Annotated in this window: 24 protein-coding genes and 2 pseudogenes; 12 read left to right on the forward strand and 14 right to left on the reverse strand. The window is 70.5% G+C overall.

All coding sequences use genetic code 11. The features are described from left to right. Positions 1-17: 17 nt before the first annotated feature. A complete protein-coding gene (locus INQ48_39525; GenBank protein QRF61474.1) occupies positions 18-992 on the reverse strand; it encodes a helix-turn-helix domain-containing protein in 975 nt (324 codons plus the stop codon). A 101-nt stretch (positions 993-1,093) separates the two neighbouring features. Between INQ48_39525 and INQ48_39530 the strand changes: the two genes are divergently transcribed. Both INQ48_39530 and INQ48_39535 read left to right on the forward strand, forming a co-directional pair. Further along, entirely contained in the window at positions 1,094-1,411 is a 318-nt protein-coding gene (locus INQ48_39530; GenBank protein ID QRF61475.1) for a DUF3817 domain-containing protein, read from the forward strand. Beyond that, positions 1,408-1,833 carry a CopD family protein gene (locus INQ48_39535; GenBank protein QRF61476.1) on the forward strand — a complete coding sequence of 142 codons (426 nt, stop codon included), beginning with the start codon at positions 1,408-1,410 and terminating at the stop codon, positions 1,831-1,833. The genes INQ48_39530 and INQ48_39535 overlap by 4 nt, the downstream gene beginning before the upstream one ends. A 31-nt stretch (positions 1,834-1,864) precedes the next feature. Here the strand turns inward: INQ48_39535 and INQ48_39540 are convergent, their stop codons facing one another. Then, a complete protein-coding gene (locus INQ48_39540) occupies positions 1,865-2,500 on the reverse strand; it encodes a cysteine hydrolase (protein QRF61477.1) in 636 nt (211 codons plus the stop codon). Positions 2,501-2,615: 115 nt separating this feature from the next. On the opposite strand from INQ48_39540, the gene INQ48_39545 reads away from it, so the two are divergent. The 3 genes from INQ48_39545 to INQ48_39555 are packed head-to-tail and all read left to right on the forward strand — an operon-like array spanning position 2,616 to position 6,931. Beyond that, positions 2,616-3,548 carry a helix-turn-helix domain-containing protein gene (locus INQ48_39545; GenBank protein QRF61478.1) on the forward strand — a complete coding sequence of 311 codons (933 nt, stop codon included), beginning with the start codon at positions 2,616-2,618 and terminating at the stop codon, positions 3,546-3,548. Positions 3,549-3,568: 20 nt separating this feature from the next. Continuing rightward, on the forward strand, positions 3,569-3,943 hold the full coding sequence (locus INQ48_39550) for a DUF1801 domain-containing protein (protein QRF61479.1): 375 nt from the start codon (positions 3,569-3,571) through the stop codon (positions 3,941-3,943). Positions 3,944-4,003: 60 nt separating this feature from the next. Beyond that, the gene (locus INQ48_39555; GenBank protein ID QRF61480.1) at positions 4,004-6,931 is read left to right on the forward strand and encodes a hypothetical protein; all 2,928 of its coding nucleotides are present in this window, start codon (positions 4,004-4,006) and stop codon (positions 6,929-6,931) included. Positions 6,932-7,115: 184 nt separating this feature from the next. Here INQ48_39555 and INQ48_39560 read toward each other — a convergent pair whose 3' ends face one another. The 6 genes and pseudogenes from INQ48_39560 to INQ48_39585 all read right to left on the reverse strand — a co-directional run bounded on the left by INQ48_39560 (position 7,116) and on the right by INQ48_39585 (position 13,093). After that, entirely contained in the window at positions 7,116-8,240 is a 1,125-nt protein-coding gene (locus tag INQ48_39560) for an ABC transporter substrate-binding protein (protein ID QRF63169.1), read from the reverse strand. A gap of 123 nt (positions 8,241-8,363) precedes the next feature. After that, positions 8,364-8,789, reverse strand: a pseudogene (locus INQ48_39565) (hypothetical protein). Positions 8,790-8,880: 91 nt separating this feature from the next. Then, entirely contained in the window at positions 8,881-10,092 is a 1,212-nt protein-coding gene (locus INQ48_39570; protein ID QRF61481.1) for an MFS transporter, read from the reverse strand. Between the two features lie 75 nt (positions 10,093-10,167). Continuing rightward, positions 10,168-11,298: an ABC transporter substrate-binding protein gene (locus INQ48_39575; protein QRF61482.1), complete on the reverse strand. Its 1,131-nt coding sequence runs from the start codon at positions 11,296-11,298 to the stop codon at positions 10,168-10,170. A gap of 114 nt (positions 11,299-11,412) precedes the next feature. Then, positions 11,413-12,624, reverse strand: a complete 1,212-nt coding sequence (locus tag INQ48_39580; protein ID QRF61483.1) for a cytochrome P450 — start codon at positions 12,622-12,624, stop codon at positions 11,413-11,415. Positions 12,625-12,637: 13 nt separating this feature from the next. Then, positions 12,638-13,093 carry a nuclear transport factor 2 family protein gene (locus INQ48_39585; protein QRF61484.1) on the reverse strand — a complete coding sequence of 152 codons (456 nt, stop codon included), beginning with the start codon at positions 13,091-13,093 and terminating at the stop codon, positions 12,638-12,640. A gap of 149 nt (positions 13,094-13,242) precedes the next feature. Here INQ48_39585 and INQ48_39590 point away from each other — a divergent pair, with 149 nt between their 5' ends. From INQ48_39590 to INQ48_39605, 4 genes are read left to right on the forward strand one after another with little or no spacing between them, the layout of a single operon-like run. Then, a complete protein-coding gene (locus tag INQ48_39590; GenBank protein QRF63170.1) occupies positions 13,243-14,136 on the forward strand; it encodes a branched-chain amino acid ABC transporter permease in 894 nt (297 codons plus the stop codon). Next, the gene (locus INQ48_39595; GenBank protein ID QRF61485.1) at positions 14,133-15,071 is read left to right on the forward strand and encodes a branched-chain amino acid ABC transporter permease; all 939 of its coding nucleotides are present in this window, start codon (positions 14,133-14,135) and stop codon (positions 15,069-15,071) included. The genes INQ48_39590 and INQ48_39595 overlap by 4 nt, the downstream gene beginning before the upstream one ends. Further along, on the forward strand, positions 15,068-15,826 hold the full coding sequence (locus tag INQ48_39600; protein QRF61486.1) for an ABC transporter ATP-binding protein: 759 nt from the start codon (positions 15,068-15,070) through the stop codon (positions 15,824-15,826). The genes INQ48_39595 and INQ48_39600 overlap by 4 nt, the downstream gene beginning before the upstream one ends. Before the next feature lie 3 nt (positions 15,827-15,829). Next, positions 15,830-16,546, forward strand: a complete 717-nt coding sequence (locus INQ48_39605; protein QRF61487.1) for an ABC transporter ATP-binding protein — start codon at positions 15,830-15,832, stop codon at positions 16,544-16,546. 15 nt (positions 16,547-16,561) lie between these two features. On the opposite strand, the gene INQ48_39610 is transcribed toward INQ48_39605, so the two are convergent. Next, on the reverse strand, positions 16,562-17,980 hold the full coding sequence (locus tag INQ48_39610; protein ID QRF61488.1) for an aldehyde dehydrogenase family protein: 1,419 nt from the start codon (positions 17,978-17,980) through the stop codon (positions 16,562-16,564). A 115-nt stretch (positions 17,981-18,095) separates the two neighbouring features. Between INQ48_39610 and INQ48_39615 the strand changes: the two genes are divergently transcribed. The 3 genes from INQ48_39615 to INQ48_39625 all read left to right on the forward strand — a co-directional run bounded on the left by INQ48_39615 (position 18,096) and on the right by INQ48_39625 (position 19,932). Next, positions 18,096-19,067 carry a LysR family transcriptional regulator gene (locus INQ48_39615; protein ID QRF61489.1) on the forward strand — a complete coding sequence of 324 codons (972 nt, stop codon included), beginning with the start codon at positions 18,096-18,098 and terminating at the stop codon, positions 19,065-19,067. A gap of 222 nt (positions 19,068-19,289) precedes the next feature. Further along, positions 19,290-19,640: a type II toxin-antitoxin system RelE/ParE family toxin gene (locus tag INQ48_39620; GenBank protein ID QRF61490.1), complete on the forward strand. Its 351-nt coding sequence runs from the start codon at positions 19,290-19,292 to the stop codon at positions 19,638-19,640. Continuing rightward, positions 19,621-19,932 carry an addiction module antidote protein gene (locus INQ48_39625; protein QRF61491.1) on the forward strand — a complete coding sequence of 104 codons (312 nt, stop codon included), beginning with the start codon at positions 19,621-19,623 and terminating at the stop codon, positions 19,930-19,932. Before INQ48_39620 ends, INQ48_39625 begins: the two co-directional genes overlap by 20 nt. 63 nt (positions 19,933-19,995) lie before the next feature. Here the strand turns inward: INQ48_39625 and aadA are convergent, their stop codons facing one another. The 5 genes and pseudogenes from aadA to INQ48_39650 form a co-directional block, all read right to left on the reverse strand. After that, on the reverse strand, positions 19,996-20,805 hold the full coding sequence (aadA, locus tag INQ48_39630; protein QRF61492.1) for an AadA family aminoglycoside 3''-O-nucleotidyltransferase: 810 nt from the start codon (positions 20,803-20,805) through the stop codon (positions 19,996-19,998). A 69-nt stretch (positions 20,806-20,874) separates the two neighbouring features. Beyond that, positions 20,875-21,496, reverse strand: a pseudogene (locus INQ48_39635) (hypothetical protein). 8 nt (positions 21,497-21,504) lie between these two features. Then, a complete protein-coding gene (locus tag INQ48_39640; protein ID QRF61493.1) occupies positions 21,505-22,275 on the reverse strand; it encodes a DUF899 domain-containing protein in 771 nt (256 codons plus the stop codon). A 29-nt stretch (positions 22,276-22,304) separates the two neighbouring features. Further along, on the reverse strand, positions 22,305-22,967 hold the full coding sequence (locus INQ48_39645; GenBank protein QRF61494.1) for a PQQ-binding-like beta-propeller repeat protein: 663 nt from the start codon (positions 22,965-22,967) through the stop codon (positions 22,305-22,307). A gap of 48 nt (positions 22,968-23,015) precedes the next feature. Next, complete coding sequence (locus INQ48_39650) at positions 23,016-24,236, reverse strand: helix-turn-helix domain-containing protein (protein QRF61495.1); 1,221 nt, start codon at positions 24,234-24,236, stop codon at positions 23,016-23,018. Positions 24,237-24,247: the final 11 nt, after the last annotated feature.

Consider the following 24,247-nt stretch of genomic DNA (forward strand, 5'->3'; position numbering starts at 1 on the left):
CATCGGCGCCGCGAAATTCAGGCCCTCGGCCTCGCGCCGAAGCTCTGCCGGTACACGCTCGGACTCACGCCCGCCACGCGCTGGAACTGCGCCCTGAAGTTCGCCGCCGAGCCCAGCCCGACCTTGACGACGATCTGCTCGATGCCCAGGCGCGTGCGTTCCAGCAGCTCCTGCGCGCGGCGCACGCGCGCGCGGATCAGCCATTGCGCGGGCGAGACGCCGAACTGGTGCTGGAAGCGCCGGTTCAGCGTGCGCTGGCTGCTGCAGGCCTGGCGCGCGAGGTCGTCGAGCGACAGCGGCCGGTGCAGGTTGCGCTCCACCCATGCGAGCAGCGGCTGCAGGTCGCGGTCGGCGGGCAGGTCGAGCGGCTGGATGAACTGGGCCTGGCCGCCCTCGCGGTGCAGCGGCACCACCGACAGCCGCGCCACCCGCGCCGCGACGGCCGCGCCGAAGTCCTTGCGCACCATGTGCAGGCACAGGTCCAGCCCCGCCGCCGCGCCCGCGGAGCTCAGGATGTTGCCGTGGTCGATGTAGAGCACCTTGGCATCGACCTCCACACGCGGATGAAGCTCGGCCAGCAGCGGCGCCGCGACCCAGTGCGTGGTGGTGCTCAGGCCATCGAGCAGCCCGGCCTGCGCCAGCACGAAGGCGCCCGAGCAGATGGAGGCGATGCGCGCACCGCGCGCCGAGGCCGCGCGCAGCGCCTGCAGCACGGCGCGGCCGATCGGTGCGTCGGGACGGGCGACGCCGGGCACGACGATGGTCTGCGCCTCATCGAGCACCGAGAGTCCGTGCCGGACCGTGAGCGTGAAGCTGCCGTTGTCGAAGGACTTCTGTTCGCCGCAGACCGCGACGCGGTAGCAGGGCTGGCCGGGCGCGAGCTCCGCATGACCGAAAACCTCGCAGGCGCACGCGAGATCGAAGGCGATGAGGCCGGGGAGGGCGAGCACCGCGAGCCGGTGCGGCGGGGTGTTCGGGTCACGGGGTGTCATGAAAGCGGATTCTTCCATGGTTGGCGAGAAACAGTCGAAGCTTGTCAATCCGGCCACTTTCGCTTCAGGCATTGCATGGGGAGACTACGGAGGTTCCCGTCATGGAGTTGCTCTTGCCGTCCCGAGCCCCGCGCCTTTCCCGCCTCAAACGCTTCTGCGTGCTCGAAGCCGCCACGCTGCTGATCCTGCTGCTGATCGCGGTGCCGATGAAACACCTCGCCGGCCTGCCCTGGGCCGTGAGCCTCATGGGGCCGCTGCACGGCCTCGTCTTCCTGGGCTTCTGCTGGAAGGTCGCGAACGCGGCGGCGCTCGAGGACGTCTCCGCGCGCATGGGCTTCAAGCTCGTGCTCTTCGCCTGCCTGCCGGGCGGTGGCTTCTACAGCTGGAAGATGCTCGATAGCGAGCCGGCCTCCTCATGACCTACCTGTGGCTCAAGGCGTTGCACCTGGCCGCGGTGCTCGCCTGGACCGGCGGCCTGCTGCTGCTCGGCGTGGCGGCCACCGCGTTCGGCCGTTCGGGCGGCGTGCTGCTGCCGCACGAGAAGCGCATGGGGCAGGCCTTCCTGCGCTGGGACCGCCGCGTCACCGTGCCGGCGATGGTGGCGGTATGGGGCCTGGGCATCGCGCTCGCGAGCCTGGGCGGCTGGTTCGGCGCGGGCTGGCTCCACGCGAAGCTGGTGCTGGTGTTCGCGCTGTCGGGGCTGCACGGCGTGCTGTCGGCCTTCCTCCGAAGGCAGCTCGAGGGCATGAGCGTCCGCGAGCGCGCATGGGTCCGGATCGCGCCGGCGCTGTGCGTCGCGGCGTTCGGCGCCATCGCGCTGCTCGTCGTGCTCAAGCCCTGAAGCCCAACCTGTTGCGCCGGCTCACACCTTGTCAGCGGGCGATTCGCCCGACGAACTCCTCGCTCGTCATCACGTGCGCGGTCGAGAAGGCCAGGATGGTCAGCGTGGCCTGGTGCACCGCCTCGGCCGGCATCGCGCCCTGGCCCACGTCGGGGTAGTCGAAGGTGCCGGTCGCATCCGACAGGAAGGCCACCTTGTAGTTGCGGAACATCGCGTCGCGCGCCGTCGCATGGCAGCAGTTCTCGGTCGTGGTGCCGGTGATCGCCACGGTGTCGATGCCCCATTCGCGCAGGATCAGGTCGAGGTCGGTCGCGAAGAAGCCGCTGTAGCGGTGCTTCTTGACCACGTGCTCGCCCGCGGCCGGCGCGAGCGCCGCGAAGATCTCGCTGCCGGGCGTCTCGTCGACCAGCGCGGTGCGATCGGCGATCGGGCCGTAGAGGTCGTCGTACAGGCCCATGTCGCAGCCGTCGCGCCGATGCACGTGGGCGGTGTAGATCACGCGGATGCCGCGCTCGCGGCAGGTGGCCAGCGTGCGCGCCAGCGTCGGCACCATGGCCGCGGCCTGGGCCGAGCGCAGCTGGGCGCCCTCGGCGACGAAGTCGTTCTGCATGTCGACGACGATGACGGCGGTGGTCGCCGGATTGATGCGATCGATCTGATAAGGCATATTGGCCCCTCGGTGGGTGAGTCGGATGGTGGCGGGTGCGGCGATCTTGGGTCGCGCCGCGCGTCGGCGCTGGCCCCGGCTTGCCAAGCTCTGTTCTCCACCTGCCATCTGTTCCATGAAAACCCTGGTCGAACCCGGCGACAGCTTCGAGAAGTGGCACCAGGTCACGTGCCGCAGCTACTCGGTCACGCAGTGCGCGAATGCGCCGGGTGGCGCGGCGTTCCGCGCCAGGGTGTCGCAGCGCGGGCTCGGTGCGCTGGCGTTCAACGAGATCGAATCGAAGCTGCCCGGCGCGGCGACCCTCCGCGTCACGCGCGGCGCCACCGACATCCGGCGCGATCCGCGCGACGACTTCTTCCTCTGGTTCGCGCTCGGCGGCAACACGCGCTTCAGCCAGGACGAGCGGCGCGTGAGCATGCGCCCCGGCGACATGGTGCTGCACGACCAAGCGCGGCCCTTCAGCCTCGAATTCGGCGAGTGGTCGCATGCGGTCATGGTCGCGATCCCGCGCGCCTTGCTGACCAGCCGCATCGGCACGGCCGACGAACTCGTGGCCCGGCCCGTCGGGCGCGATGCGAAGCTTTCCGCGCTCGCGGGATCGGTGCTGCAGCAGCTGATGGCGCTGCACGACGATGCGCCGCCGGCGCTCGCGCAGGCCGCGATGGACATCTGGTCGACGGCGCTCGAAACGGAGCTCGCGCCCTCGCGGACCGAGGCCGGCGCGCGCGACGCGCGGCTGGTCGCGGTGAAGCGCTACCTCCGCGCCCGGCTCGGCGACCCGGCGCTCGACGGCGAGACCATCGCGCGCGACTGCCACCTGTCGCTGCGCACGCTGATGCGGCTGTTCGCCGCCGAGGGCACCACGCCCGCGCGCTGGCTCTGGCAGCAGCGGCTCGAGGCCAGCTACCGGGCGCTGGCTGAAGGGCGCGTGCGGCAGGTGTCGCAGGCCGCGCTCGAGTTCGGTTTCACCGACCTCAGCCATTTCAGCCGCGCCTTCAAGGCGAGGTTCGGCCGGTCGCCGAAGGACGTGCAAGGCAAGGGCGGTTGAGTCCGCGGCAGGGGAACCCAATGGCCAGCAAGGCGCCCGCCACGATCGACGACTACATCGCCGCGGCCCCGCCCGAGGCCCATGCGCACCTGCGGCGCCTGCGCGCGCTGCTGCGGCGCGTGGCACCCGAGGCCCGGGAGGCCATCAAGTGGGGCACGCCTTTCTTCATCGAGCCGCGCTTCCTGTTCGCCTTCTCGGCGCACAAGGCGCACCTGGGCTTCGCGCCCTCGGCCGAGGCGCTCGAGGCGTTCCGCAATGAACTGGCGGGACATCAGACCACCAAGGAACTGCTCAAGGTCCGCTACGACGAACCGCTGCCCGAGGACCTGATCCGCCGCATCGCCGAGCACCGTCTGCGCGTGGTGAAGGCACGCGAGGACGATTCGTTCTGGTGAACCGCAAGCCGGCAGGCCGGCGGCGAGAATGAAGCGCAGAGCCCCAGCCAGGACACCAGATTGCACGACATCGATCGCCCGGACCCTTCGCCTCGCTTCGCCAACCTTGCCACCGCCGCATCGGCCCTCGCGGAGGCCGAAGCGCTCGTCGCGCGGCTGCTGCCGCTGAGCACGCCCGCCGACAGCGCGTCGACCGACCTGCAGGAGCATCTGGCCTCGGCCTGGTTCCGGCAGATCGAGGCGCTGGACTCGCTCGGGCGCACGCCCGAGGTCGTGGCGGTGGCCGACGCCCTGTGCGCGCATTTCGAGCCCGGTGCGCGCGATGTGCTGGCGCCGGTGTTCGCACCGGTCGCGGCCTGGCCGTGGATCGCGCGCGCGCAGTGCGAGAAGGCCCGCGCGCTGACGGCAACCGGCCGGCCCGAGCCCGCGCTGGCGCTGCTGCAGGAGGTGCAGCGGCGCTTCGAACAGGCGCAGTCGCCGGCGCTGCGCGAATGGATCGTCGCCGCGGGGCTCGAGGAGGCGAAGCTGCGCGCCGCCGGTGGCGCGACCTTCGCGCGGGTCGACATGGTGCGGCATTGCGAGGACCTGGCGCGGCGCTTCGGCGGCGACGACTGGCCAGCGACCCGCGTGCTCGTGGCCCGTGTGCGCGCCACCCAGGCCCGGATGCTGGCGGAACTCGACTACCACGACGAGGCGCTGAAGAAATACGCGGCCCTGCATGAGGACCTGCAAGCCGCCATCGAACCCGCGCTGCAGGCACAGGCCGCCGCCGCGCAGCATGCCCATGCCCGCCTGCTCGAGACGTTGGGCCGCAACGAGCAAGCCCGTGCGCTGCTGCGCACCCTGATCGCCACGCACGCCGATGCCGTCGAGCCCGAGCGGCGCCTGACGCTCGCGCTGGCGCGCAGCGACCTCGCGCTCGCCTTGCAGCGCGATCTGCTGCGCGGCGCGCAGGACGAGGATCTGGAGGAACACCTGCTCGCGGCCTGCGACGCCGTGCTCGACCCGCATGCGGACAGCGAAGACGCCACCGTGTTGCGCGGCGTGAACCGCATCCTGCGCGTCAAGGCGCAGCTGCTGCGCGACCGCGATGCCGAGCCCGACGACGAGGACCGCGCCGACGAACTGGCCGAATGGCAGTGGTCGCGCTATGCCGGGCATGCCGATGGGCAGGTCCGCCAGGAGCTGCTGCTCGCGATGCTCGACCAGCTGGTGCCGCTCGACGACCCGGCACGCGAGCTGGCCGGCTACCGCCGCCTGCTCGATCGTTTCGGCGACGACCGCAGCGCGTTGCTGCAGCCGCAGCTGGCGCGTACGCGGCTGCTCGAGGCCTGGGCGCTGCGTGCGCTCGACCGGGGCGACGAGGCGCTGGCGGCGCTCTCGGAGCTCGATGCGTTGCATGCCGAGTCCGCCGATGCCTACACGCGCCTGCAGTGCGTGCACGGCCGCATCGAGCGCGCGAGGATTCTCTGGGCCCGCGGCGACGTCGAGGCCGCGCTGCGCGCGCTCGAAGGCTGGACCGAAGCCCGCGGCGCCGAGGACACCGCGCTGCGCCGCGCCATCGCACGCGCCATGGACCTGCGCTGCGACATCCTCCAGGCGCAGGCCCCCGCCGCGCATCCGCGTCCCGACGGCAAGGACGAGGAGGGCCGGGCGATCGAGGTCGCCGTGACCGAGGTCGAGGAGCGCTATGCCACGGCGGTCGATGCGCTCGTCGCGCGCTTCGCGAAGGACCCGGTCGACGACCTGCGCACGATCGCGGTGAAGGCGCAGTACGCGCTCGCGGCCCATTGGCGCGGGCGCCTGCAGTTCCAGCGCGCGGTCGATGCCTATGCGGCGCTGGTGCAGGCCTTCGCGGCCGACACCTGCGCCGAGGTCGAGGGTGTGGTCGCCAGCGCCTACCTCAACCAGGCCTATGCACTGATGATGCTGCTGGGCCGCGAGGCCGACGCCCTGCCGGTCTACGACGCGCTGCTCGCGCGCTTCCCGAATGCCACCAGCGCATCGATGCGCGACACGCTGGCCAAGGCCGCGGCCAGCCGGCTGACCTGCCTCAACCGGCTGCAGCGCCAGGGCGCGGCGGTGAGCTATGGCGACCAGTACGAGGACCTGACGCTGGCGCAGCGCGATGCGATCGACGCCACCATCGAGCGCGGCCGCGTGCTGGCGGTGGAGGGCAAGCACCGCGAGGCCATCGCCTGCTACGACGAGGTGCTGCAGGCGCATGTCGAATCGCTGCATCCCGAGTTGCGGCGCCATTGCCTCGACGCGATGGTGCGCAAGGGCTACAGCCTCGGCTGCCTGTCGCAGCGCGAGGCCGCGCTGGCGGTCAACGACGAGGTCATCGCGCGTTACGGCAACGAGCTCTCGACCTCGGCCGAGAAGGACGTCGCGCTCGCGATGTCGAACCGCGCCGTGCAGCTCGACAAGCTCGGCCGCCGCGCCGAGGAGCTGCAGACCTACGACGCGATCATCGTGCGCTGGGCCCGCTCCGACGTCGCCTACCTGCGCGAGCGCGTCGCCAATGCGCGCTTCTGCAAGGCCATCACCATCGCCGACACCGATCTGGATGCCGCGCTCGCGCTCTACGGCCATGTGATCGACACCTGCCTGCACGCGCCCGAGGTCGCGCTGCGTACCTATGCCGCGAAGTCCAGCGTCAACCGCGCCGTGCGGCTGCGCAAGGCCGGCCGCTACGAGGAGGCTGTGGCCTGCTGCGAGGCGCTGGTCAAGGCCTGCGGCGCGGAGACCGACAAGGACATCGCGGCGCAGGTCGTGAAGGCGCGCATCGGGCTCGCGCGCAGCTATGGCCACGTGGGGCAGGTGGCGCGGCAGGTCGAGACGCTGGAACTGCTGCTGGCCTTGCCCGCCGGGAAGATCGACGAGGGCTTGCGCACCGAGCTGCGCGCGGAGTACCAGCAGCTGCGGCCGTCGCCGCTGGTCAAGGCGGCACGGGCGCTCGGCGCATTGTTCGCCCCGAAGAAATGAACCCCCACCGTTCGGGCGTCTGAGATGAAACACGAACAGCCGGACGCAGAGGACGCGAAGGTTTCGCGAAGAGCGCGAAAAAGCAATTCAAAATTTTTCTTGCATTCCTTTTGCGTCCTTCGCGAAACCTTCGCGTCCTCTGCGTCCGGAAGTCCGCTCCCGTCTTCGGAGGCTCCCCGTCTCGCTACTGCCGGATCTTGCCGGCGTTGCTGAGGATCGTGAGTTCGACGAAGCGCGTGCCGTTGCCGCCGGCGTTGGGGCCGAGGTCGACCACGTAGCCGCCGAAGTCGAAGTTCACCAGCGAGGCCAGCGCCGCGGCCATGCCCTCGCGCGTGGGCGTGCGTCCCTGCCGGCGCACGGCCTCGGCGATCACGCGGCCCGTGATGTAGCCCTCGAACATCGAGTAGCTGACCGGCACCTCCAGCGTCTGCCCGGCCGTGGATTCGATGAACTCGCGCGTCAGCTTGCTCGAGATGCGGAACGGGCTCGGCGTGACCTGCGCGATCACGATGCCCTGCATGTGCTGCTCCGACAGCCGCTGCGAGAGCTGCTCCACGTCGACGCCCGAATGCGCGACCAGTTGCGCCGTGCCCTTGGGCGCCATGCGGTAGCGCTCGATGAAGGCCGCGGCGGCGCCGGTGCTGGTCAGCATCACGATGGCCTGCGGCGGTTCCTTGAGGAAGGCCTCGGCGGCGTCGCCCACCTTGGTGGTGCCCGCCGGGTACGAGGCCCGCACCACGATGCGCGACGACGATGCCGCCGCGAGCTCGTCCATCAGCTTGAGCAGTTCGCCGGAGGCGGGCACGTCCTCGTAGAAGACACCGAGCCGGTGGATGCCGATGGTGGCGAGGTGGCGCGTGATCTTGGTCAGCTCCTCGCGCAGGTCGGCATGCATGTTGAACAGCAGCGGCGGCGGCGCGCGCAGCTCCGATGATCGGTAGCCCACCAGCGCGAGCTTCTCCTTCTCGAGCGTGCCCGAGGCCACGAGTGCCGCGATGTTGCGCGTGCCGAAGTAGCCCGCGAGCACCATCGGCCGGTTCTCCGCGACCAGGGCCTTGGTCAGCGCCACGGTCTGCTCGGGCTGGCCGAGATCGTCCTTGCGCACCAGGCTCAGCGTGTGGCCGTTGATGCCGCCGGCCTTGTTGACCGCATCGAAGCTCAGCTTGAGCCCGACCCCGAAGGCCCGTCCCTGCCGCGCCTCGAGCCCGGACATCGGGGCCACCTGCCCGACCACCACCTGCACCGCAGCGGCGGGCAGGGCTGCAACCGCCATCGTGGCGGCCGCGAGCAGCGGACGCCAGAACGCCATCGATTTCATTCGTCTCTCTCCGTCTCCGGGCGGTCAACGCCCCTTCTTGCAAGGGCCGGATCTTGGGTGTCCGGGCGGGGCGGAGGATAACGGAAAACTGTGTGCTTGCGCGCGGGCGCGCCGTCAGTCCTCGCGCGCCGCCATCCGACCCGCTTCGCGGTCGAGGGCCTCGTACTGCGCGTCGCAGAACAGTTCGCACAGCCGGTCGAGCTAGCCGCGGTCGCGGGTCTCGAACACCGCGACGTCCTGTTCGAGCTTGCCCTTGCCGAAGAAACTCTTGCGCGGGCGCATCGCCACCGACTGCAATTGGTATTCACCGCGCCGGTCGGTGCCGTCGCCCAGCAGCGTGACCCACAGCTCGCGCTGGTCGGCCTCGTTGCGCAGCACCAGCGCGGGCAGCGGGCCGTCCTGCTGCTCGTTCCATTCGCGGTGCTGCTGCTCCCAAGGATGGGCATCGATCGCGGCCATGAAGCCGAGGAGGGTGGTCTCGCCCTGTGGGTGGGTCTGCTGGAAGTCGTCGCCGACCTTCTGGATTGCGTAGCTCAGCATGCGGTGGAGCGTGCGGTGCGCCCTTGTGATGACGATCACCGAGTGTGCCCAGATGCGCGGTGCGGGCGTGTCGGTCGCCGCCCCGTTTTCCTCAAGTCGCGGCGGGGCGGGACAGCGGCCTTGGTGCGCGCGTCGCGCGGTGCTCCTGCAGCAGGGTCAGCATCACGGTCAGCACCATGAAGACCACCGCGGCCCAGAAGATGCCGCTGAAATGCCCGCGGTCGAGCAGCCAGCCGAACAGCATCGGGCCGACCGCGCCGCCGATGTTGAAGCCCGTGGAGACGATGCCGAAGGCACGGCCCTCGGCGCCGGGCGGTGCGGCGGCGCGCACGAGCATGTCGCGCGAGGGCGTGATCACGCCGGTCAGGAAACCGGTGGCGCCCAGGCACAGCACGAGCGCGAGATCGGGCAGCCGGCCCCAGGCGGCGAGTGCCGCGAGCACGGCCGCGCCCGCGAACGCGACCGCCGCCACCAGGCCGTGGCGGCGCGTGCGGTCGGCCAACGCGCCGCCGGCCAGCACGCCGAAGGCGCTGGCGAACAGGAAGGCCGTGACGGCCGCATTGGCCCAGGTGAGGTTCACGCCGTAGCCGCCGACCAGCGCCGACACCGAGAAGCTGCCGATCGAGTTCGTGCTGAGGCTCAGCAGCACGTAGAGCAACGTGAGCGTGAGGATCGCGGGCGTGAGGATGCGCACGCCAGCCCCGCTGCCGCCAGCGGTCTTCGGCTTGCCCGCGGGCCGTGCCGCAAGCGCCGGCTTCTCGCCCGCGAACAGGAAGGCCCAGGCCAGCAGTCCGGCGAGGCCGGTGGCGGCGAAGGCCCAGCGCACGCCCAGCGTGCTGGCGATGCCCATCAGCAGGGCCGGCGCGATGGCGCCGCCGACGAAGCCCGCGAAGGTGTGGACCGAGAAGGCCTTGCCCATGCGCGCGCTGTCGATGCCGGCCGAGAGCATCGCGTAGTCGGCCGGGTGGTAGACGCCGTTGGCGATGCCCGCCAGCGCCATCGCGGCGAGCAGCCAGGCGTAGTGGCCCGAGAACGCGAGCGAGCCGAAGGCCGCGCCGCCCAGCAGCAGGCCGGCCATCAGCAGGCGCCGCGCGCCGAAGCGGTCGACCGCGAAGCCCAGCGGCGCCTGCACCAGCGCCGAGACCACGTTGAACACGCTGAGCGCGAGGCCGAGCTCGACGAAGCTCAGGCCCCACGCGCCGGGCAACACCGGCAGCAGCGCGGGCAGCGCCATGATGTGCAGGTGGCTGACGAGGTGGGCGGCGGAGACCTGCGCGAGCAGGCCGGTCTTGGGAAGGGGCATGGCCGGGGGCGTCGAAAGGACCGCGCATTGTGCGGCAAGCCCGCCATCCGCGCTCGCGGCGCCCCGCCCAGGCGATCACTGCACCGCCACGAACTCCCCGCCCTTCACCTGCAGCAGCACGCCGCCGTAGCTCGGGTTGCGTCCCGCGTCCACGCTCCAGGTGCCGTTGCCCAGCACCATCGGCACCTTGTTGAGCTTCGCGAGCTCGTCGCGAATCTTGGTGCGGTCGGGGTTCGGGCCGGCGTTCTTCACCGCCTGCACCGCGACCTGGCCCAGCGCATAGCCCATGCCGGCCCAGTTGTCGGGCGCGGCCTTGTACTTGGCCTGGTAGGCCTTCACGAAGGCCTGGTTCATCGGCGAGGGATTGTTGGGCGAATAGTCCGACACGAAGTAGGTGCCCTCGACCGCCTTGCCGCCGGCCTTGATGAAGCCGGCCGAGCCCAGCGTCGAGGGGCCGATGAACTTGACCTTCGACTCGAGCCCGGCCTGGCGGATCTGCAGGATCAGGTTGGCCGAGACCTCGGCCGGCGCGGCGATGAAGATGGCGTCGGTGGGGGTGGTCGCGATCTTGGTCGCGAGCGCGAGGAAGTTCGAGTCGGAGGAGATGAACTTCTCGTCGGCCGCGATGGTGACGCCGGCCTTGGTGAAGTAGTCGGCCAGCGCATTCTTCTGGCCGATGTAGCCGTCGCTGCTCTGGTCGTGCAGCAGCACCACGCGCTTCACGCCGAGCTTCTCCGAAGCCAGCTTGCCGAGGAAGCCCATGATGTCGGTCGGCGTGGCCTGGATCTTGAAGGCCCAGGGGCCGGTGGCGAGGATGCCGGGCGAGCTGCCGATGGCGAGGATCGGCAGCTTGAGATCGTTGGCCACCGGCGCGCCGGCCAGGGCCTCGGCGCTGACCGTGGGGCCGAGGATCAGCATCACGTTGTCGCGCTTGCCGAACTGGTTGACGAGGTTGATGACCTGGCCCTTGTCGCCCGCGGTGTCGCCCTCGACGATCCTGAACTTGTTGCCGCCGGGCAGCCCCTGCGCGTTGGCTTCCTCCAGCGCGAGCTTCATGGCGTTCTGGATCGGCACGCCGCCGAAGGCGTAGGTGCCGGTCATTGCGTTGAACACGCCGACGGGGATCTCCTTGCCCTGCCCGAAGGCGAGGCCGCTGAAGGCGAGAAGCAGCGCGCCGGCGACGGCGGCTCTGCGATGCATGGTCATGGTGTGTCTCCAAGGGCGCGCGAAGGTGCGCGGTTTTTCTCAGGGGGCCATGGCAGTGTCTTCATGCATCCGGGTTGCGTCAGTCCCCATCACAGGGGACGGACCGACCCGATGCTATTCGGCCACCAACTCCAGCGGCAGTACGTCGAGCGTGCGCAGCGTGTTCACCGGCCGCCAGCGCGATGCGCCCGCGGGCTCGATGCGCTGCACGCGGCGCACCAGCGCGCCGAGGATGCTCTCGGCCTCGAGCCGCGAGATCATCTGGCCGATGCACACGTGCGCGCCCACGCCGAAGGCGCGGTGCACGCCCGCGGTCTGGCGCGTGACGTCGAAGCGCGCCGGATCGGGCCACTGGCGCGGGTCGCGGTTGGCCGCACCCATGTGGTAGCCGACCTTGGTGTCGGCGCGCAGTCGCACGCCGCCGAGCTCGACCTCGCCCGTGGTGGTGCGGAACATCACCTGCGCCGGCGACTCCAGCCGCAGCGCCTCCTCGAACGCACCCTTGATGAGCGCCGGGTTGGCCTTCACGAGCGCGAACTGGTCGGGGTGCTCGGCCAGCAGCTTGAGCGTCGATCCGATGCCGGCGATGGTGGTGTCGACGCCGGCGCGGAAGAAGGAGCGCACATGCAGCGGCGCCGTCCCCTTGTCGAAATGGCCCGCGTCCTCGGCCTCGTAGATCTTCTCGGCGAAGCCGCCGGGCAGCGTGTGCTCGCGTTGCAGCACCTGCTGGTACCAGTCCATGATCGGCGCGGCGCGCTCGAGCGCCTGCGCCACGCGCTCGTTGTTCGGCCCGAGCTGGTTGAAGTTGAGCTCGCCCGTGAGCTTGATGCGCTCGGGCGGCACCGCGATGCCGAGCACGGCCGGGAACACCTCGAGCACGTAGGCCTCGGTGATGTCGGCCACGCCGTCGACGCGGCCGCGCGCCACCGCGGCCTCGGCGATCTCCTCGGCGCGCTGCGCGAACTTCTCCTTCCAGCTCTTGACCACCAGCGGCGACAGGATGCGCTGCAGCGCGGCGCGAACGCGCGTGTGCTCGGGCGGGTCGATCTCCGAGATCGGGCTGCGCGTGCGCCAGGCGCCGGGCTTGCGGATGTCGCTCATGCCCACGCCGCCCTCGACGGTGAAGCGCTCGAAGTCGCTCGCGACGATGCCGGCCTCGGCATGGCGCGTGACGGCGTAGTAGCCGTGCGGCGCGACGTAGACCGCGGGGGCCATCTCGCGCATGCGGTCGAACAGCGGGTAGGGATCGGCGATGTTCGCGTCGGAGAACGGATCCTCGTCGAGGACCGGTGCGTCGGGGATCGACAGGGTGGCGGTGGCGTTCATGGTTCGGTCCTTTTCAATCCGCGCTCGGCAGCACGCGCACGGTCATGTCGGCGATGCGCCAGCCCTCGCCGGTGCGCCGGAAGCGCAGGTCGTAGGTGCCGAACATCGCGATCTTGCCGGGGCCGTCGCGCCAGTCGGTGATGAGCGCGCGCGCATGGCCGTGGGCCTCGTCGGCGCCTGCGCCGGGCACGGCGTAGAAGTCGGTCATCTGGTGGTGCATGCGCTGCCTGAACTTCTTCTTCATCACCTCTTCCATCAGCGCGAGCAGATGGTCGCGGCCATGGATGGTTTCGGGCGGAAGGCCGCTGCCGCCCTGCGAGGCGGGTGGCGAGTTGGCGCGGGTCCAGCTGGCGTCCTCGGTGAACAGCTGGGCGAAGTCGGGGTCGCCGGCATCGGCCAGGTGGCCGTAGCGGGCGAACAGGGAACGGATCTCGAGCTCGTCCTCGACGGGCAGTTGCGGAAAGCGCATGGGGTCTCCAGGGTCGGCACAGTGCTTCGCCCAGTGTCCGCAGGCCCGCCGCGCGCGTCTGTCCCCATGCGGGGGACGGCGGCCCCGGGCGCACCCGTACCGTCGCAAGGGGACATACAACCAAGGGCCGCATTCCGATGATCGCCGCCATGCTGATGCAACAACTACTCAATGGCGTGGTCGTGGGCAGCGTCTATGCGCTGTTCGCGCTCGGGTTTACCCTTCTGTTCGGGGTCAACCACATCATGAACATGGCCCATGGCTCGGTGTTCATGTGGGGCGCGTTCGCGGGCCTGTACGCGGTCACGGTGCTCGACGCGCCGATCTATGTCGCCCTGCTGATCGGCATGCTCGCGGGCGGGCTGGTCTCGGTGGCGCTGGACCTGTTCGCGTTCCGCCCGCTGCGCCGCCGCGGCGCGCCGGAGTTCTCGGCCATCGTGTCATCGATCGGCGCCGACCTGGTGCTGCTCGCGCTGGCGCAGAAGCTGTCGAACACGGCCGTGATGCGCTTTCCCTTCGATGCCTTCCCGGTGGTCATCTACACCATCGGCGGGGTGCGCGTGCAGCTGCTGCAGCTGGTGATCGTGGCGCTGGTGGTGGCGATGGTGTTCGGCCTGGTCTGGTACCTCTACCGCACCGGTTTCGGCCAGCGCATCCGCTGCGTGGCCTATTCGGAGCAGACCTCGCGATTGCTGGGCATCAACCCCGGGCCGGTGAACATGCAGGTGTTCCTGATCTCGGGCGCGCTCGCGGGCATGGCCGGCGTGCTGATCGGGCTGGTCTTCAACTCGGTGCACTTCGCGATGGGCGAGCCGCTGCTGCTGCGCGCCTTCGTGATCATCATCCTCGGCGGGCTCGGCAGCATTCCGGGCGCGCTGATCGCGGGGCTCGCGATCGGCATCGTGCAGACGCTCGCGGTGGCCTATGTCTCCTCGGGCGTGGCGGAGGCGATCGTCTTCACCGCGCTGTTCGTCGTCATCCTGGTCCGGCCCACCGGCCTGTTCGGTCAATCGTCCGCCGCCATGCGGGTGCAACGCGCATGATGAACTTCTTCTACACCTACCAGTCGTTGTTCGACCACATCCTGGTCTACGCGATGCTCGCGATGAGCCAGTACGTGGTGCTGCGCGCGGGCGTGTTCTCGCTCGGCAGCGCGGGTTTCGCCGCCATCGGCGCCTATGGCTGCGCGCTGCTGGTGGTCAAGGCCGGCTGGCCGCCGCTGGCGGCGATCGCCGCGGGCACCGCGCTCGGCGGCGCGGCGAGCGCCGTGCTAGCCTTTCCGCTGTCGCGGCTGCGCGGCGTGTTCCAGGCGGTCGCCACCCTGGCCATGGTGCAGATCGTGCTGTCGGCCACGCAGAACTGGACCAGCGTGACCAACGGCGCGATCGGCATCAGCGGCATTCCGAAGGTGGCCGGCACCGGCGAGCTGCTGCTGATCGTGGTCGCGGTGGTGGTGCTGCTGGCCGCGATGGGCCGCCACAGCATCGGCCGCGCGATGGACGTGATCCGCGAGGACGAGACCGTGGCCGTGTCGCTCGGCATCTCGGTGCCCTACCACCAGCGCATCGCCTTCATCCTCTCGGGCCTGCTCGCGGGCCTGGGCGGCGCGCTGCAGGCCTCGAGCAGCTATGCCATCACGCCCGGCGAGTTCGGCTTCGGCATGCTGGTGGCGGTGCTCGCGATGGTGGTGCTCGGCGGGCGAACTTCTGTGTGGGGCGCGCTCGTGGGCGCGGCGATTCTCACCACCTTGCCCGAGCTGTTCCGCGTGTTCGCCGACTACCGCAACGTGGTGCAGGGCATCCTGCTGATGCTGGTGATCGTCTACCTGCCGCGCGGCGTGGCCGACACCGCGATCGCGCTGCTGCACGACCGCCGTTTGCGGCGCCAGGCGGGCCATGCGCCGCGCGCGCCCGCGGCACCGGCGGTGCCCAAGGCACCCATCGTCAAGACATCGATCGAAGGAGGCCTGCGCCCATGACCGCGACCCTGGTTCTCGAAGGCGTGGCCCGCCATTTCGGCGGCGTGCCGGCCGTCGACGGCCTGAGCCTGCAGGTGCCGGCCGGGCAGATCACCGGCCTGATCGGCCCTAACGGCGCGGGCAAGACCACGGTGGTCAACCTGATCACCGGGCTGCTGCACCTGACGGCGGGCCGGGTGCTTCTCGAGGGCCGCGACGTCTCGCGCGACGAGGCGCCCGCGCTCGCGCGTGCCGGCGTGGCGCGCACCTTCCAGAACATCCGCCTGGTGCCCGACGCGAGCGTGCGCGAGAACGTGGTGGCGGGCTTCCATCGGCACGAGAAGTCCGGCCTGTGGGCCAACCTGCTGGGCCTGCCGTCGGCGCGCGCCGAGGCGCGCGAGCTCGATGCGCGCGCGATGGAACTGCTCGAGCGCTTCGGCATGACCGCGCTGGCCGAGCACCGCGCGGGCAGCCTCTCGTACGGCCACCAGCGGCGCATCGAGATGATGCGCGCGCTGGCCACCAGCCCGAAGCTGCTGCTGCTCGACGAGCCCGTGGCCGGCATGAACGACGCCGAGGCCGAGAGCCTCGCCGGCATCTTCCGCAACGTGGCCGCCAGTGGCGTGGCGGTGCTGCTGATCGAGCACAACATGCGCTTCGTCATGTCGCTGTGCTCGCACCTGTACGTGCTGGCCTCGGGCCGGCTGATCGCCGACGGCCTGCCCGAGGCGGTGGGTCGCGACCCGAAGGTCGTCGAAGCCTATCTGGGAGCCTGAACCATGCTCGAGATCCGAAACCTCGACGTCCACTACCGCGGCATCCAGGCGTTGCGCGGCGTGAGCCTCCATGTGAAGCAGGGCGAGATCTTCGCGCTGATCGGCCCCAACGGCGCCGGCAAGTCGAGCCTGGTGAACGCGCTCTCGGGCCTCGTGCCCACGGGCGGCGAAATCCGTTTCGAAGGCCAGCCGCTGGGGCGCATGCCCGCGCACCTGCGTTCGCGCGCCGGCATCATCCAAGTGCCCGAGGGCCGGCGCGTGATCGCGCCCTTGTCGGTGGCGGAGAACCTCGAGCTCGGCCGTCAGGCGGCGGGCGTGCGCGGCAGCGATGCGAAGGACCTGGAGCGCGTGCATGCGCTGTTCCCAGTGCTCAAGGACCGGCGCCATCAGCTCTCGGGTTCGCTGTCGGGCGGCCAGCAGCAGATGCTTGCGATCGGTCGCGCGCTGATGGCGCGCCCGCGCGTGCTGATGCTCGACGAGCCCAGCCTCGGGCTCGCGCCCGTGATCATCAAGGAGGTGTTCCGCGCGCTGGTGCAGCTCAATCGCGAGGGCATGACCATCCTGCTGGTGGAGCAGAACGCGCGCCTCGCGCTGCAGACCGCGCACCGCGCCGCGGTGCTCGAGCAGGGGCGCATCGTGCACGAGGGCAAGGCGAGCGAACTGGCGAACGATCCGGTTATTGCGGACCACTACTTCGGGCGGGCCGGCCTGATCGCGTGATCGGCACGGGCACGCTCAGGCGGTGGTGATCGTCTTCGGCTCGAGGAACGCCTCGAGCCCGAACATCCCGAACTCCCGCCCGATCCCTGACTGCTTGACCCCGCCAAAGGGCGCGAGCAGGTCGGGCGCGATGCGGTTGACGAGCACCGTGCCGGCCTCGAGGCGCGCGGCGACGCGGCCGGCGTGTTGCGCATCCGACGAGAACACGTAGGCCTGCAGTCCGTAGGGCGTGTCGTTCGCGATCGCGACGGCCTCATCCTTGCCTTCGTAGCCGAGCACCGACAGCACCGGCCCGAAGATCTCTTCGCGCGCGATGTCCATGTCGTTGCGCACGTCGGCAAACACCGTGGGCCTGACATACCAGCCGCGCGACAGTCCCTCGGGCCGGCCCTCGCCGCCGGCCACGAGCGTCGCGCCCTGTTCCTTGCCGCGCCGGATGAAGCGCTGGATGCGCTCGAACTGGGCCGCGTTCAACAGCGGCCCGATGGCCGTGGCCGGATCGCGCGGATCGCCCACTCGCAGCGCGGTTGCGATGGCGGCGATGCGCTCGATCGCTTCGGGCATGCGCGCACGCGGGATCAGGAGCCGTGTGCCCGCGACGCAGGCCTGGCCGTTGTTCATGAACGCCGCGTTGAGTGCCAGCGGCAGCGCGCGCGCGAAGTCGGCGTCGTCGAGCACGATCGAGGCCGACTTGCCGGTGAGCGCGAGGCTCACGCGCTTCATGGTGTCGAGCGCGGCGCGTGCGATCAGCTTGCCGGTGGGCGTCGAGCCCGTGAACGACAGCTTCGCGATGCCGGGATGGGTGGCGATCTCGTCGCCCACGTCGGCGCCGCGGCCGAGCAGCACATTGAACGCGCCCGCGGGCAGGCCCGCGTCGTGCAATGCCTCGGTCACCACCTGGGCCTGGATCGGTCCCAGCTCGCTGGGCTTGATGACCGACGCGCAGCCGGCCGCGATCGCCGAGGCGAGCTTGCTGCAGACCGAGCCGGCGACGCTGTTCCAGGGCGCGATCAGCCCGGCCACGCCGACCGGCGCCAGCGTCACCGTCGAATCGCCGACGCGGCGTGTGAACTCGAAGGCCTCGAGCGTGCGTGCCGCATTGGCGAAGCATTGCGAGGCGTAGTCGCTGACCCACTGCGCGCGCGCGAGCGGGCCGCCGTACTCCTCGATGGTCGCGTCGCGGATCGCGTCGGTGCGCGCGAGCACGGCGGTGCGCAGCCGCTCGAGCATCTCGATGCGCTCGGCCTTGCCGGTGGCGGCCAGCGCGGGCTGGGCGCGCTGCGCGGCCGCGATCGCGCGCTTCGCGTCGTCGCGGTTGGCGAGCGTCGCGGTGCCGATGCGCTGTTCGGTCGCGGGGTTGGCGATCTCCACGACCTCGGTGCCCTGCACGGCCACGAAGGCGCCGTCGATGTAGGCCTTGTCGATGTTCCACATGGTGCTGACTCCTGGCTTGTTGCCGCCGGTTGGCGGGGTTGAAGGCAGTCTAGGAAGCCGACATCGTTTTGAGAATCCGATCAAAATGAGATGACTCATCCAGAAAATCGGAACAATGCACAAGAGCGGCCTGATCGAACTCGAGGTGGTGCTGGCCGTCGCGCGGCGGCAGGGCTTTCGCGCCGCGGCGGTGGAGCTGGAGATGTCGACCACCGCCGTCAGCAACGCCGTGTCGAGCCTCGAGGCCCGGCTCGGCGCGCGGCTGTTCCATCGCACCACGCGCAGCGTCTCGCTGACCGAGGCCGGTCGTCAGTTCGTCGAGCAGATCGGCCCGGCCGTCACGAGCATCCGCGATGCGATGGACAGCGTCGGTGAGCGCCGGGCCACCTTGGGCGGCACCCTGCGCATCAACAGCGCGCTGGGCGCGGCGCTCATGGTGTTCCGGCCGCTCGTGGTGGAGTTCCTGCGCCGTCACCCGGGCGTGACCGTCGACATCGTCACCGAGGGCCGCATGGTCGACATCGTCGCCGAGGGCTTCGACGCCGGCCTGCGCCTCGCGCCATTGGTGCCGCGCGACATGGTGCGCGTGCCGCTCGGCGGCAGCCTGCGCATGGCCGTGGTGGCGTCGGCCGACTACTTCACGAACCGTCCCCGGCCCGAGGTGCCCACCGACCTGATGCAACACGCCTGCATCCGCGCGCGCCTGCCGAGCGGCGTGCCTTCGCCGTGGGAGTTCGCGCAAGGCGGCGAGCCGTTCACTGTGGATGTGCCGGGGCCGCTGGTGCTCGATGCGCCGATGCTGATGCTCGAGGCGGTGCGGCAAGGCGTGGGGGTGGCGCAGCTGGCCGAGTGGTATGTGGCGGAGGATTTAGCAGGCGGGCGGCTGGTGCGAGTGCTCGACGAGTGGACGGTGCCTGTGCCTGGGTTGTGCCTCTACTACGCGGGGCATCGGCATCTGCCTGCGGCGTTGCGGGCGTTGGTGGATTTGGTGCATGAGCTGCGGGTGGGTGAGGAGAAACGAAGTGGCGGGGCCGGCGTTGCGAAAGGAAAGCGCGGGAGCGGCAAGGCGAGATCGAAACACGGTTGATTCTTTCGGCTGGCCGGTGTGCGACTGCGCGCCCGCACCTTGCTTGCACTTCTGCCAAGTTTCTGCCGCGCCGAGGTTCCATCTGAGCGTGGCGCGCCTTCAGACGGAGGTCCGTCGGGGTAGTCTTCACCTCACAGAAGCAAGCGTGAGGGAGTAGGCGAAAGATGGCGAGTCGATGCGGCCCTGCATCGACGGGTTGACATTATTCGTCGATAAACGAAAATGAATGCCTACAGCGTCGAACACTATCTGACGGCGGGCGAGCACCGCGATCCCTACCTGGACTGGTTGCAGCGTCTTCGTGACAACCAGGCGAAGGTGTCGGTGATTCGTCGTGTAGCCCGGATCGAGCTGGGCAATTTCGGCGATCACAAGTTTTGCCGCGATGGTGTCTGGGAATTGCGTATCGACCTGGGGCCGGGCTACCGGGTGTACTACGCCCTGTCCGGCCATCGCGTGGTGCTGCTGCTGTGCGGTGGCGACAAGCGGACTCAGGAGACGGACATCGCCAAAGCGGTGATTCACTGGCAGGACTGGCAACGGAGAGCGGACGATGAGAAGCAAGCCCCATGACGAAGCGATGGCCGAGCTGTATCGCAGCGATCCGGCCCTCGCGCTCGAGGTCATCAACACCATCCTGGCCGACGGCGACCAGGCCGAGCTGCTGATCGTGCTGCGCCAGATGACGCAGGCATTCGGCGGGGTGCAGGCCGTGGCCGAGCAGGCGCAGCTGAATCCGACCCAGCTCTATCGCACGTTGTCGCCGAAGGGCAACCCTGCGCTCAGCAGCCTGTCTGCCATTCTCAGGGCCATGGGGCTGCGATTGGCGGTGCAGCCGCTGGTGGTATCTACGCAGGCCAGCTGAACCCGCACGGTCGGAGCGTCGTGGACGGCCCCATGGACGGGAAGTCGATGACCGGCCGAATGTTCAGTGCGGCCCATCCCCTTTCGACGCCAACGCCCGCTCGACAGCAGGTTTGGCATGCGCCACGAACGCCGCCACCTCACCCTGCCGCGCCGCCAGATCGTCCACCGCCTGCCCCAGATAGGCCTCCCTAGCCCGCGCCATCAACGGCCGCAACTCGTCGGGCAGCCGTTCGATCACCCAAGCCGCAGCCGCATCCTTCGAAGCAATGCCACCGGTCGCGGCACTGAACCAGATGCGTGCCAGCGCGAGCACCACGTTGCGCTCGTCGCCATCCCAGTCCGCGGGTTCGTTCCAGATGCCGATGGTGTCGTGCAGCGCCTGTGCGAAGTCGCTCGCGGGCACCGGATCGAACAGGGTCTCGGCGGCGGGGCCGATCAGCGCGACGCTGTGCTGCCTGGCCTTGGTCAGCAGGATCGCGAGGTCGCGGTCGAGCTCGGGCGCGTCGAAGACGCCGGCCTTCAACTCGTCGCGCAGCCATTCGCCGAACTGCAGTTCGCGCCGCGCCGGGTAGCGCCAGGGAAGCACCTCGTCGTGCACGACGATCGTCACCTCGAGCGGGCGCAGCGCCGCGTCGGTACCTGGCGGGGCCGACACCGAGAGCAGGTCGGTCATCAGCGCCTGCCGGGTCGCGGGCGTCAGCGGCGTGGTCACGCAGACCAGCAGGTCGATGTCGCTTTCGGGCTGGAGGCCGCCGTCGACGGCCGAGCCGAACAGGTGGAGGGATTCGAGGGTACTGGCCAGGTGGCGTTCGAGCACGACGCGGGCGAGCGAGAGTTGCGGAGCGATATCGATGGGAAGCCATGCGGTCATCGGGCTATTCGAACGTCGACGCATCTCGGTTGCAATCGTGCACCTGTTGGCCCAAGGGGTTTTCGCCCCTCAGCGCAGCGCGATCATCAGCAAGCCTGTAGCCGCCAGCGCCGCGGTCCACCCGCGCTTCAGCGCCTGCCCTTCGAGCCACCGCGGGTGCCGCGCGATGCCGCGGCACACGCCGGTCGCGATCAGCCCCGTGGCCAGCAGCATCGCCGCCGTGTGCACCGCAACCGGCGAGCGCCAGCGCCATCGAGCCCGATGCGGTGATGGCCCGCGCGGGATCGCCGGTGAGGCACAGCGGCACGAGCGCGGGCACCAGCATGAGCCCGGCGCCGTGCGCGGTCGCCATCACGAAGGACCAGCCCGCGAGGCCCGCATGGCTCGCTCGCGATCCAATGGTGAAACGGCCACCACGCAGCAGCCGGTAGACCGCCGCGAAGAGAAGCAGCGCGCCAGCCAGCACCTGCACCAGCGCACGTTCCAGCCACAGCCCCTGCGCGACGACGAAGGCCACGATTGCGACCGATGCGAAATGCCCGACGGCGATCGGCAGCAGCGCGCGCCGTGCCCTTCCAGCGTCACGCGCCCGCACGCCCCAGGCCGCGGCGAACATCCAGCCATTGGCCGGACTCAGCCCATGGAAGGCGCCGAGCCCCGCGACAGCCAGCCAGGGCCAGAACGCGGTCATGGAAGGTCTCAGCCGCGCGATCCGCAGCACGCATGCGCCGCGGGCCGCGATTCGTAGCGGTCGTGATGCCGCACCCATGCCATCGTGTGCTCGAGCCCTTCCTCGTCGCGCCCCTTGGGCACGAGGTCGATCAGCGGATAGGCACCCATCATCACCTCCACGCCGCGGCCATAGCGCGAGTAGGTGTGGAACACCTGGCCCGCCGCGTCCTTGAAGAACACGCTGATGCCCGGCGCCTCGGCCTGCGGAAAGGGCTGCATGCCGAAGTTGTAGTAGACCGAGCCGCTCGCGAATTCCTCGGGCGTGAAGCTGACGTGGAAGTCGTGGTTGAAGTCGCTGCGTGCCGACGACACCCACTTGAACTTCCAGCCCATGCGTTCGCGAAAGCGCTCGATCTCGGGCAGCGCATTGCGCGAGACCACGAGCAGCGTGACATCGCGCGCAGCCAGGTGCGGGGCGGCGCCGTCGTTGTGGTCGGCCATGTACGAGCAGCTCGGGCAGCCTTGCTCCCAGCCGGGCGCGAACATGAAGTGCTGCACCAGCAGCTGGCTGCGGCCCTCGAACAGATCGGCCAGCGCGCGCGGGCCGTCGGGCGTGTCGAAGACGTAATCCTTCTCGACGCGCACCCAGGGCAGCGCGCGGCGTTCGCGCGCGATCTGGTCGCCCAGTCGCGTGAGTTCCTTCTCGCGTTCCAGCAGGATGCGGCGCGCCTCGGTCCATTGGTCCCTGGAGACGACGGCGTGGTGCGCCGTGCCTGCTTCGGTGGTCGTTGCATTCATCGGATGCTCCTTGCGTGAGGCTCGGTGGATCAGTGCGCGGGCCGGCGCACCGCGCGGACCTTGCCGCTCGGGCCGCCGCCGCAGTAGAAGAGGCCGGCGCCGTCGGACTCGAGCCCGCTGACGCCGGTGCCGCGCGGCATCGCGAGCCGCTCGAGCACCTCGCCGCTGCGCGGGTCGATGCGGCGGATGTCGCTCTCCTCGGCCTCCCAGGTGCCGTGCCACAGCTCGCCGTCGACCCAGGTCACGCCGGTCACGAAGCGGTTGCACTCGATGGTGCGGCGCACGGCGCCGGTCGCGGGATCGATCTCGTGGATCTTGCGGTCGCGGTACTGGCCCACCCACAGGCTGCCCTCGGCCCAGGTCAGGCCCGAGTCGCTGCCCTGGCCGGGCGCGGGGATCGAGGCCAGCACCTGGCCGGTGGCGGGGTCGATCTTGTCGATGCGGGCTTCGGCGATCTGGTAGAGATGGGTGCCGTCGAAGGCCGTGCCGGCATCGCAGGCGCGGTCCAGCGCCTTCGTGGTCTCGCCGCTGTCGGGGTCGAAGGCCACCAGCTTCTCGCCGGTGGCGGCCCAGACGCGCTGGCCGTCGTGGGTCACGCCGTGCACCTGGGTGGCGCCCGCGAAGGGCCCGTACTCGCGCACGATCTCGGCCGCCCGGGCGCTGGAACTGTCGTGGATGGTCTTGGCTGTCATGGTTGGCTCCTTGGGAGGGCACCGGACATCGGCGCCTTGGAGACAACTCTATGCAATCGCGAGCGTGGAGGGGAGTAACAAGATCGTCGTGAAACCGGCCAGCGGCGGCGCCAGCCAGCGGCGCGCGCGGGTCTGGCCGATGGCGCGCACGCGGCCCTCGGCCTCGAGATCGGCCAGCGCGCGCTGCACGGTGCGCTGGCTGGCGTCGAGCGCGAGCGCCAGCGCCGAGGTCGACCAGGCGGCGCCGTCGGACAGCAGCGCGAGCAGCGCGGCCTGCTCGCCGGCGATCGGCGGCGCCAGCACCGAGACGGGCCGCTCGTCGTGCGGACGCAGCACGAAGCCGCGCGCGCTGGCCTCGATGCGCGCCAGCGGCTTGACCAGCGCGCGCAGCCGGCCGATCTCGACGCGCAGGCGCGCGCGGTGCGTTTCGTCGGGGTCGCGCGTGCGGAACACCTGCGCGATCAGCGCCTCGCGTTCCACGTCGCCGGGCCAGGCCTCGGCCAGCGCGAGGGCGAGCGCGAACAGCACCGGGCGGCGTGCCAGCGCGCGCCATGTCGTGCCCGCGCCCACGGCGCGGCGGCAGGCATCGACCACCAGCGTGCCCGAATCGAGCAGCGCCTCGACCTCGTCGAGCCGCAGCATCCGTTCGCCGCCGGGAAAGCGTTGCCGCGCGGCGGGACGGTCGAGCGCGGCGCGCGTGTCGACCACCTCGGCCAGCAGGGCCGGCACGCCCGCGTGTTCGGCGGCGATGCGCGCACGGGCCAGGGCTTCGCGCGCCAGTGCGGTGCGCAGGGAACGCAGCGCCAGTTCGGCGGTGGCGAGTTCGGCCACGGCCGCGAGCGAGGCCGGCAGGCCCTGGCCATCGAGATGGGCCAGCGCGTCGCGCGCCTCGTCGAGCCGCCCGAGCAGCAGCGATCGCCGCGCCGCGATCAGCCAGGCCTGCAGCGCATTGGCGGGATCGGCATGCGCCTCGAGCGTGGCGGCCGCCGCCAGCAGCGCGCGCGGCGAGCCGCCGAGGTCGCGCATCGCCAGCGCCACCTCGGCCTCGGCGACCACGCAGCGCGCGCGTGCCAGCGCTTCGTGCGCGCTGAAGCCGCGCGCGGCGCGGCGCAGCAGTTCGCGGGCGCGTGCATGGTCGCCGAGCTGGGCCATGGCGATGCCGCGCAGCGCCAGCGCCGGCGGATCGTCGCGCAGCGCGACCCGCTTGAGCGCGCCGAGCGCATCGCCCGCGGCCAGCGCGCGTGCGGCGGCGGCGATCAGGGAGTCCATCGACGCGGCGC

It is taken from the genome of Variovorax paradoxus (assembly GCA_016806145.1).
GTDB lineage: Bacteria > Pseudomonadota > Gammaproteobacteria > Burkholderiales > Burkholderiaceae_C > Variovorax.

What these genes read in the sequence shown, in the direction of transcription:
- INQ48_39605 (QRF61487.1), top strand. Translation starts at nt 15,830, where the DNA reads ATGCTCGAGATCCGAAACCTCGACGTCCACTACCGCGGCATCCAGGCG.
- INQ48_39540 (QRF61477.1), bottom strand. Translation starts at nt 2,500, where the DNA reads ATGCCTTATCAGATCGATCGCATCAATCCGGCGACCACCGCCGTCATC.
- INQ48_39545 (QRF61478.1), top strand. Translation starts at nt 2,616, where the DNA reads ATGAAAACCCTGGTCGAACCCGGCGACAGCTTCGAGAAGTGGCACCAG.
- aadA (QRF61492.1), bottom strand. Translation starts at nt 20,805, where the DNA reads ATGACCGCATGGCTTCCCATCGATATCGCTCCGCAACTCTCGCTCGCC.
- INQ48_39615 (QRF61489.1), top strand. Translation starts at nt 18,096, where the DNA reads ATGCACAAGAGCGGCCTGATCGAACTCGAGGTGGTGCTGGCCGTCGCG.
- INQ48_39535 (QRF61476.1), top strand. Translation starts at nt 1,408, where the DNA reads ATGACCTACCTGTGGCTCAAGGCGTTGCACCTGGCCGCGGTGCTCGCC.
- INQ48_39585 (QRF61484.1), bottom strand. Translation starts at nt 13,093, where the DNA reads ATGCGCTTTCCGCAACTGCCCGTCGAGGACGAGCTCGAGATCCGTTCC.
- INQ48_39580 (QRF61483.1), bottom strand. Translation starts at nt 12,624, where the DNA reads ATGAACGCCACCGCCACCCTGTCGATCCCCGACGCACCGGTCCTCGAC.
- INQ48_39600 (QRF61486.1), top strand. Translation starts at nt 15,068, where the DNA reads ATGACCGCGACCCTGGTTCTCGAAGGCGTGGCCCGCCATTTCGGCGGC.
- INQ48_39560 (QRF63169.1), bottom strand. Translation starts at nt 8,240, where the DNA reads ATGGCGTTCTGGCGTCCGCTGCTCGCGGCCGCCACGATGGCGGTTGCA.
- INQ48_39610 (QRF61488.1), bottom strand. Translation starts at nt 17,980, where the DNA reads ATGTGGAACATCGACAAGGCCTACATCGACGGCGCCTTCGTGGCCGTG.
- INQ48_39575 (QRF61482.1), bottom strand. Translation starts at nt 11,298, where the DNA reads ATGACCATGCATCGCAGAGCCGCCGTCGCCGGCGCGCTGCTTCTCGCC.
- INQ48_39645 (QRF61494.1), bottom strand. Translation starts at nt 22,967, where the DNA reads ATGACAGCCAAGACCATCCACGACAGTTCCAGCGCCCGGGCGGCCGAG.
- INQ48_39595 (QRF61485.1), top strand. Translation starts at nt 14,133, where the DNA reads ATGATGAACTTCTTCTACACCTACCAGTCGTTGTTCGACCACATCCTG.
- INQ48_39620 (QRF61490.1), top strand. Translation starts at nt 19,290, where the DNA reads ATGAATGCCTACAGCGTCGAACACTATCTGACGGCGGGCGAGCACCGC.
- INQ48_39625 (QRF61491.1), top strand. Translation starts at nt 19,621, where the DNA reads ATGAGAAGCAAGCCCCATGACGAAGCGATGGCCGAGCTGTATCGCAGC.
- INQ48_39650 (QRF61495.1), bottom strand. Translation starts at nt 24,236, where the DNA reads ATGGACTCCCTGATCGCCGCCGCCGCACGCGCGCTGGCCGCGGGCGAT.
- INQ48_39550 (QRF61479.1), top strand. Translation starts at nt 3,569, where the DNA reads ATGGCCAGCAAGGCGCCCGCCACGATCGACGACTACATCGCCGCGGCC.
- INQ48_39570 (QRF61481.1), bottom strand. Translation starts at nt 10,092, where the DNA reads ATGCCCCTTCCCAAGACCGGCCTGCTCGCGCAGGTCTCCGCCGCCCAC.
- INQ48_39525 (QRF61474.1), bottom strand. Translation starts at nt 992, where the DNA reads ATGACACCCCGTGACCCGAACACCCCGCCGCACCGGCTCGCGGTGCTC.
- INQ48_39530 (QRF61475.1), top strand. Translation starts at nt 1,094, where the DNA reads ATGGAGTTGCTCTTGCCGTCCCGAGCCCCGCGCCTTTCCCGCCTCAAA.
- INQ48_39640 (QRF61493.1), bottom strand. Translation starts at nt 22,275, where the DNA reads ATGAATGCAACGACCACCGAAGCAGGCACGGCGCACCACGCCGTCGTC.
- INQ48_39590 (QRF63170.1), top strand. Translation starts at nt 13,243, where the DNA reads ATGCTGATGCAACAACTACTCAATGGCGTGGTCGTGGGCAGCGTCTAT.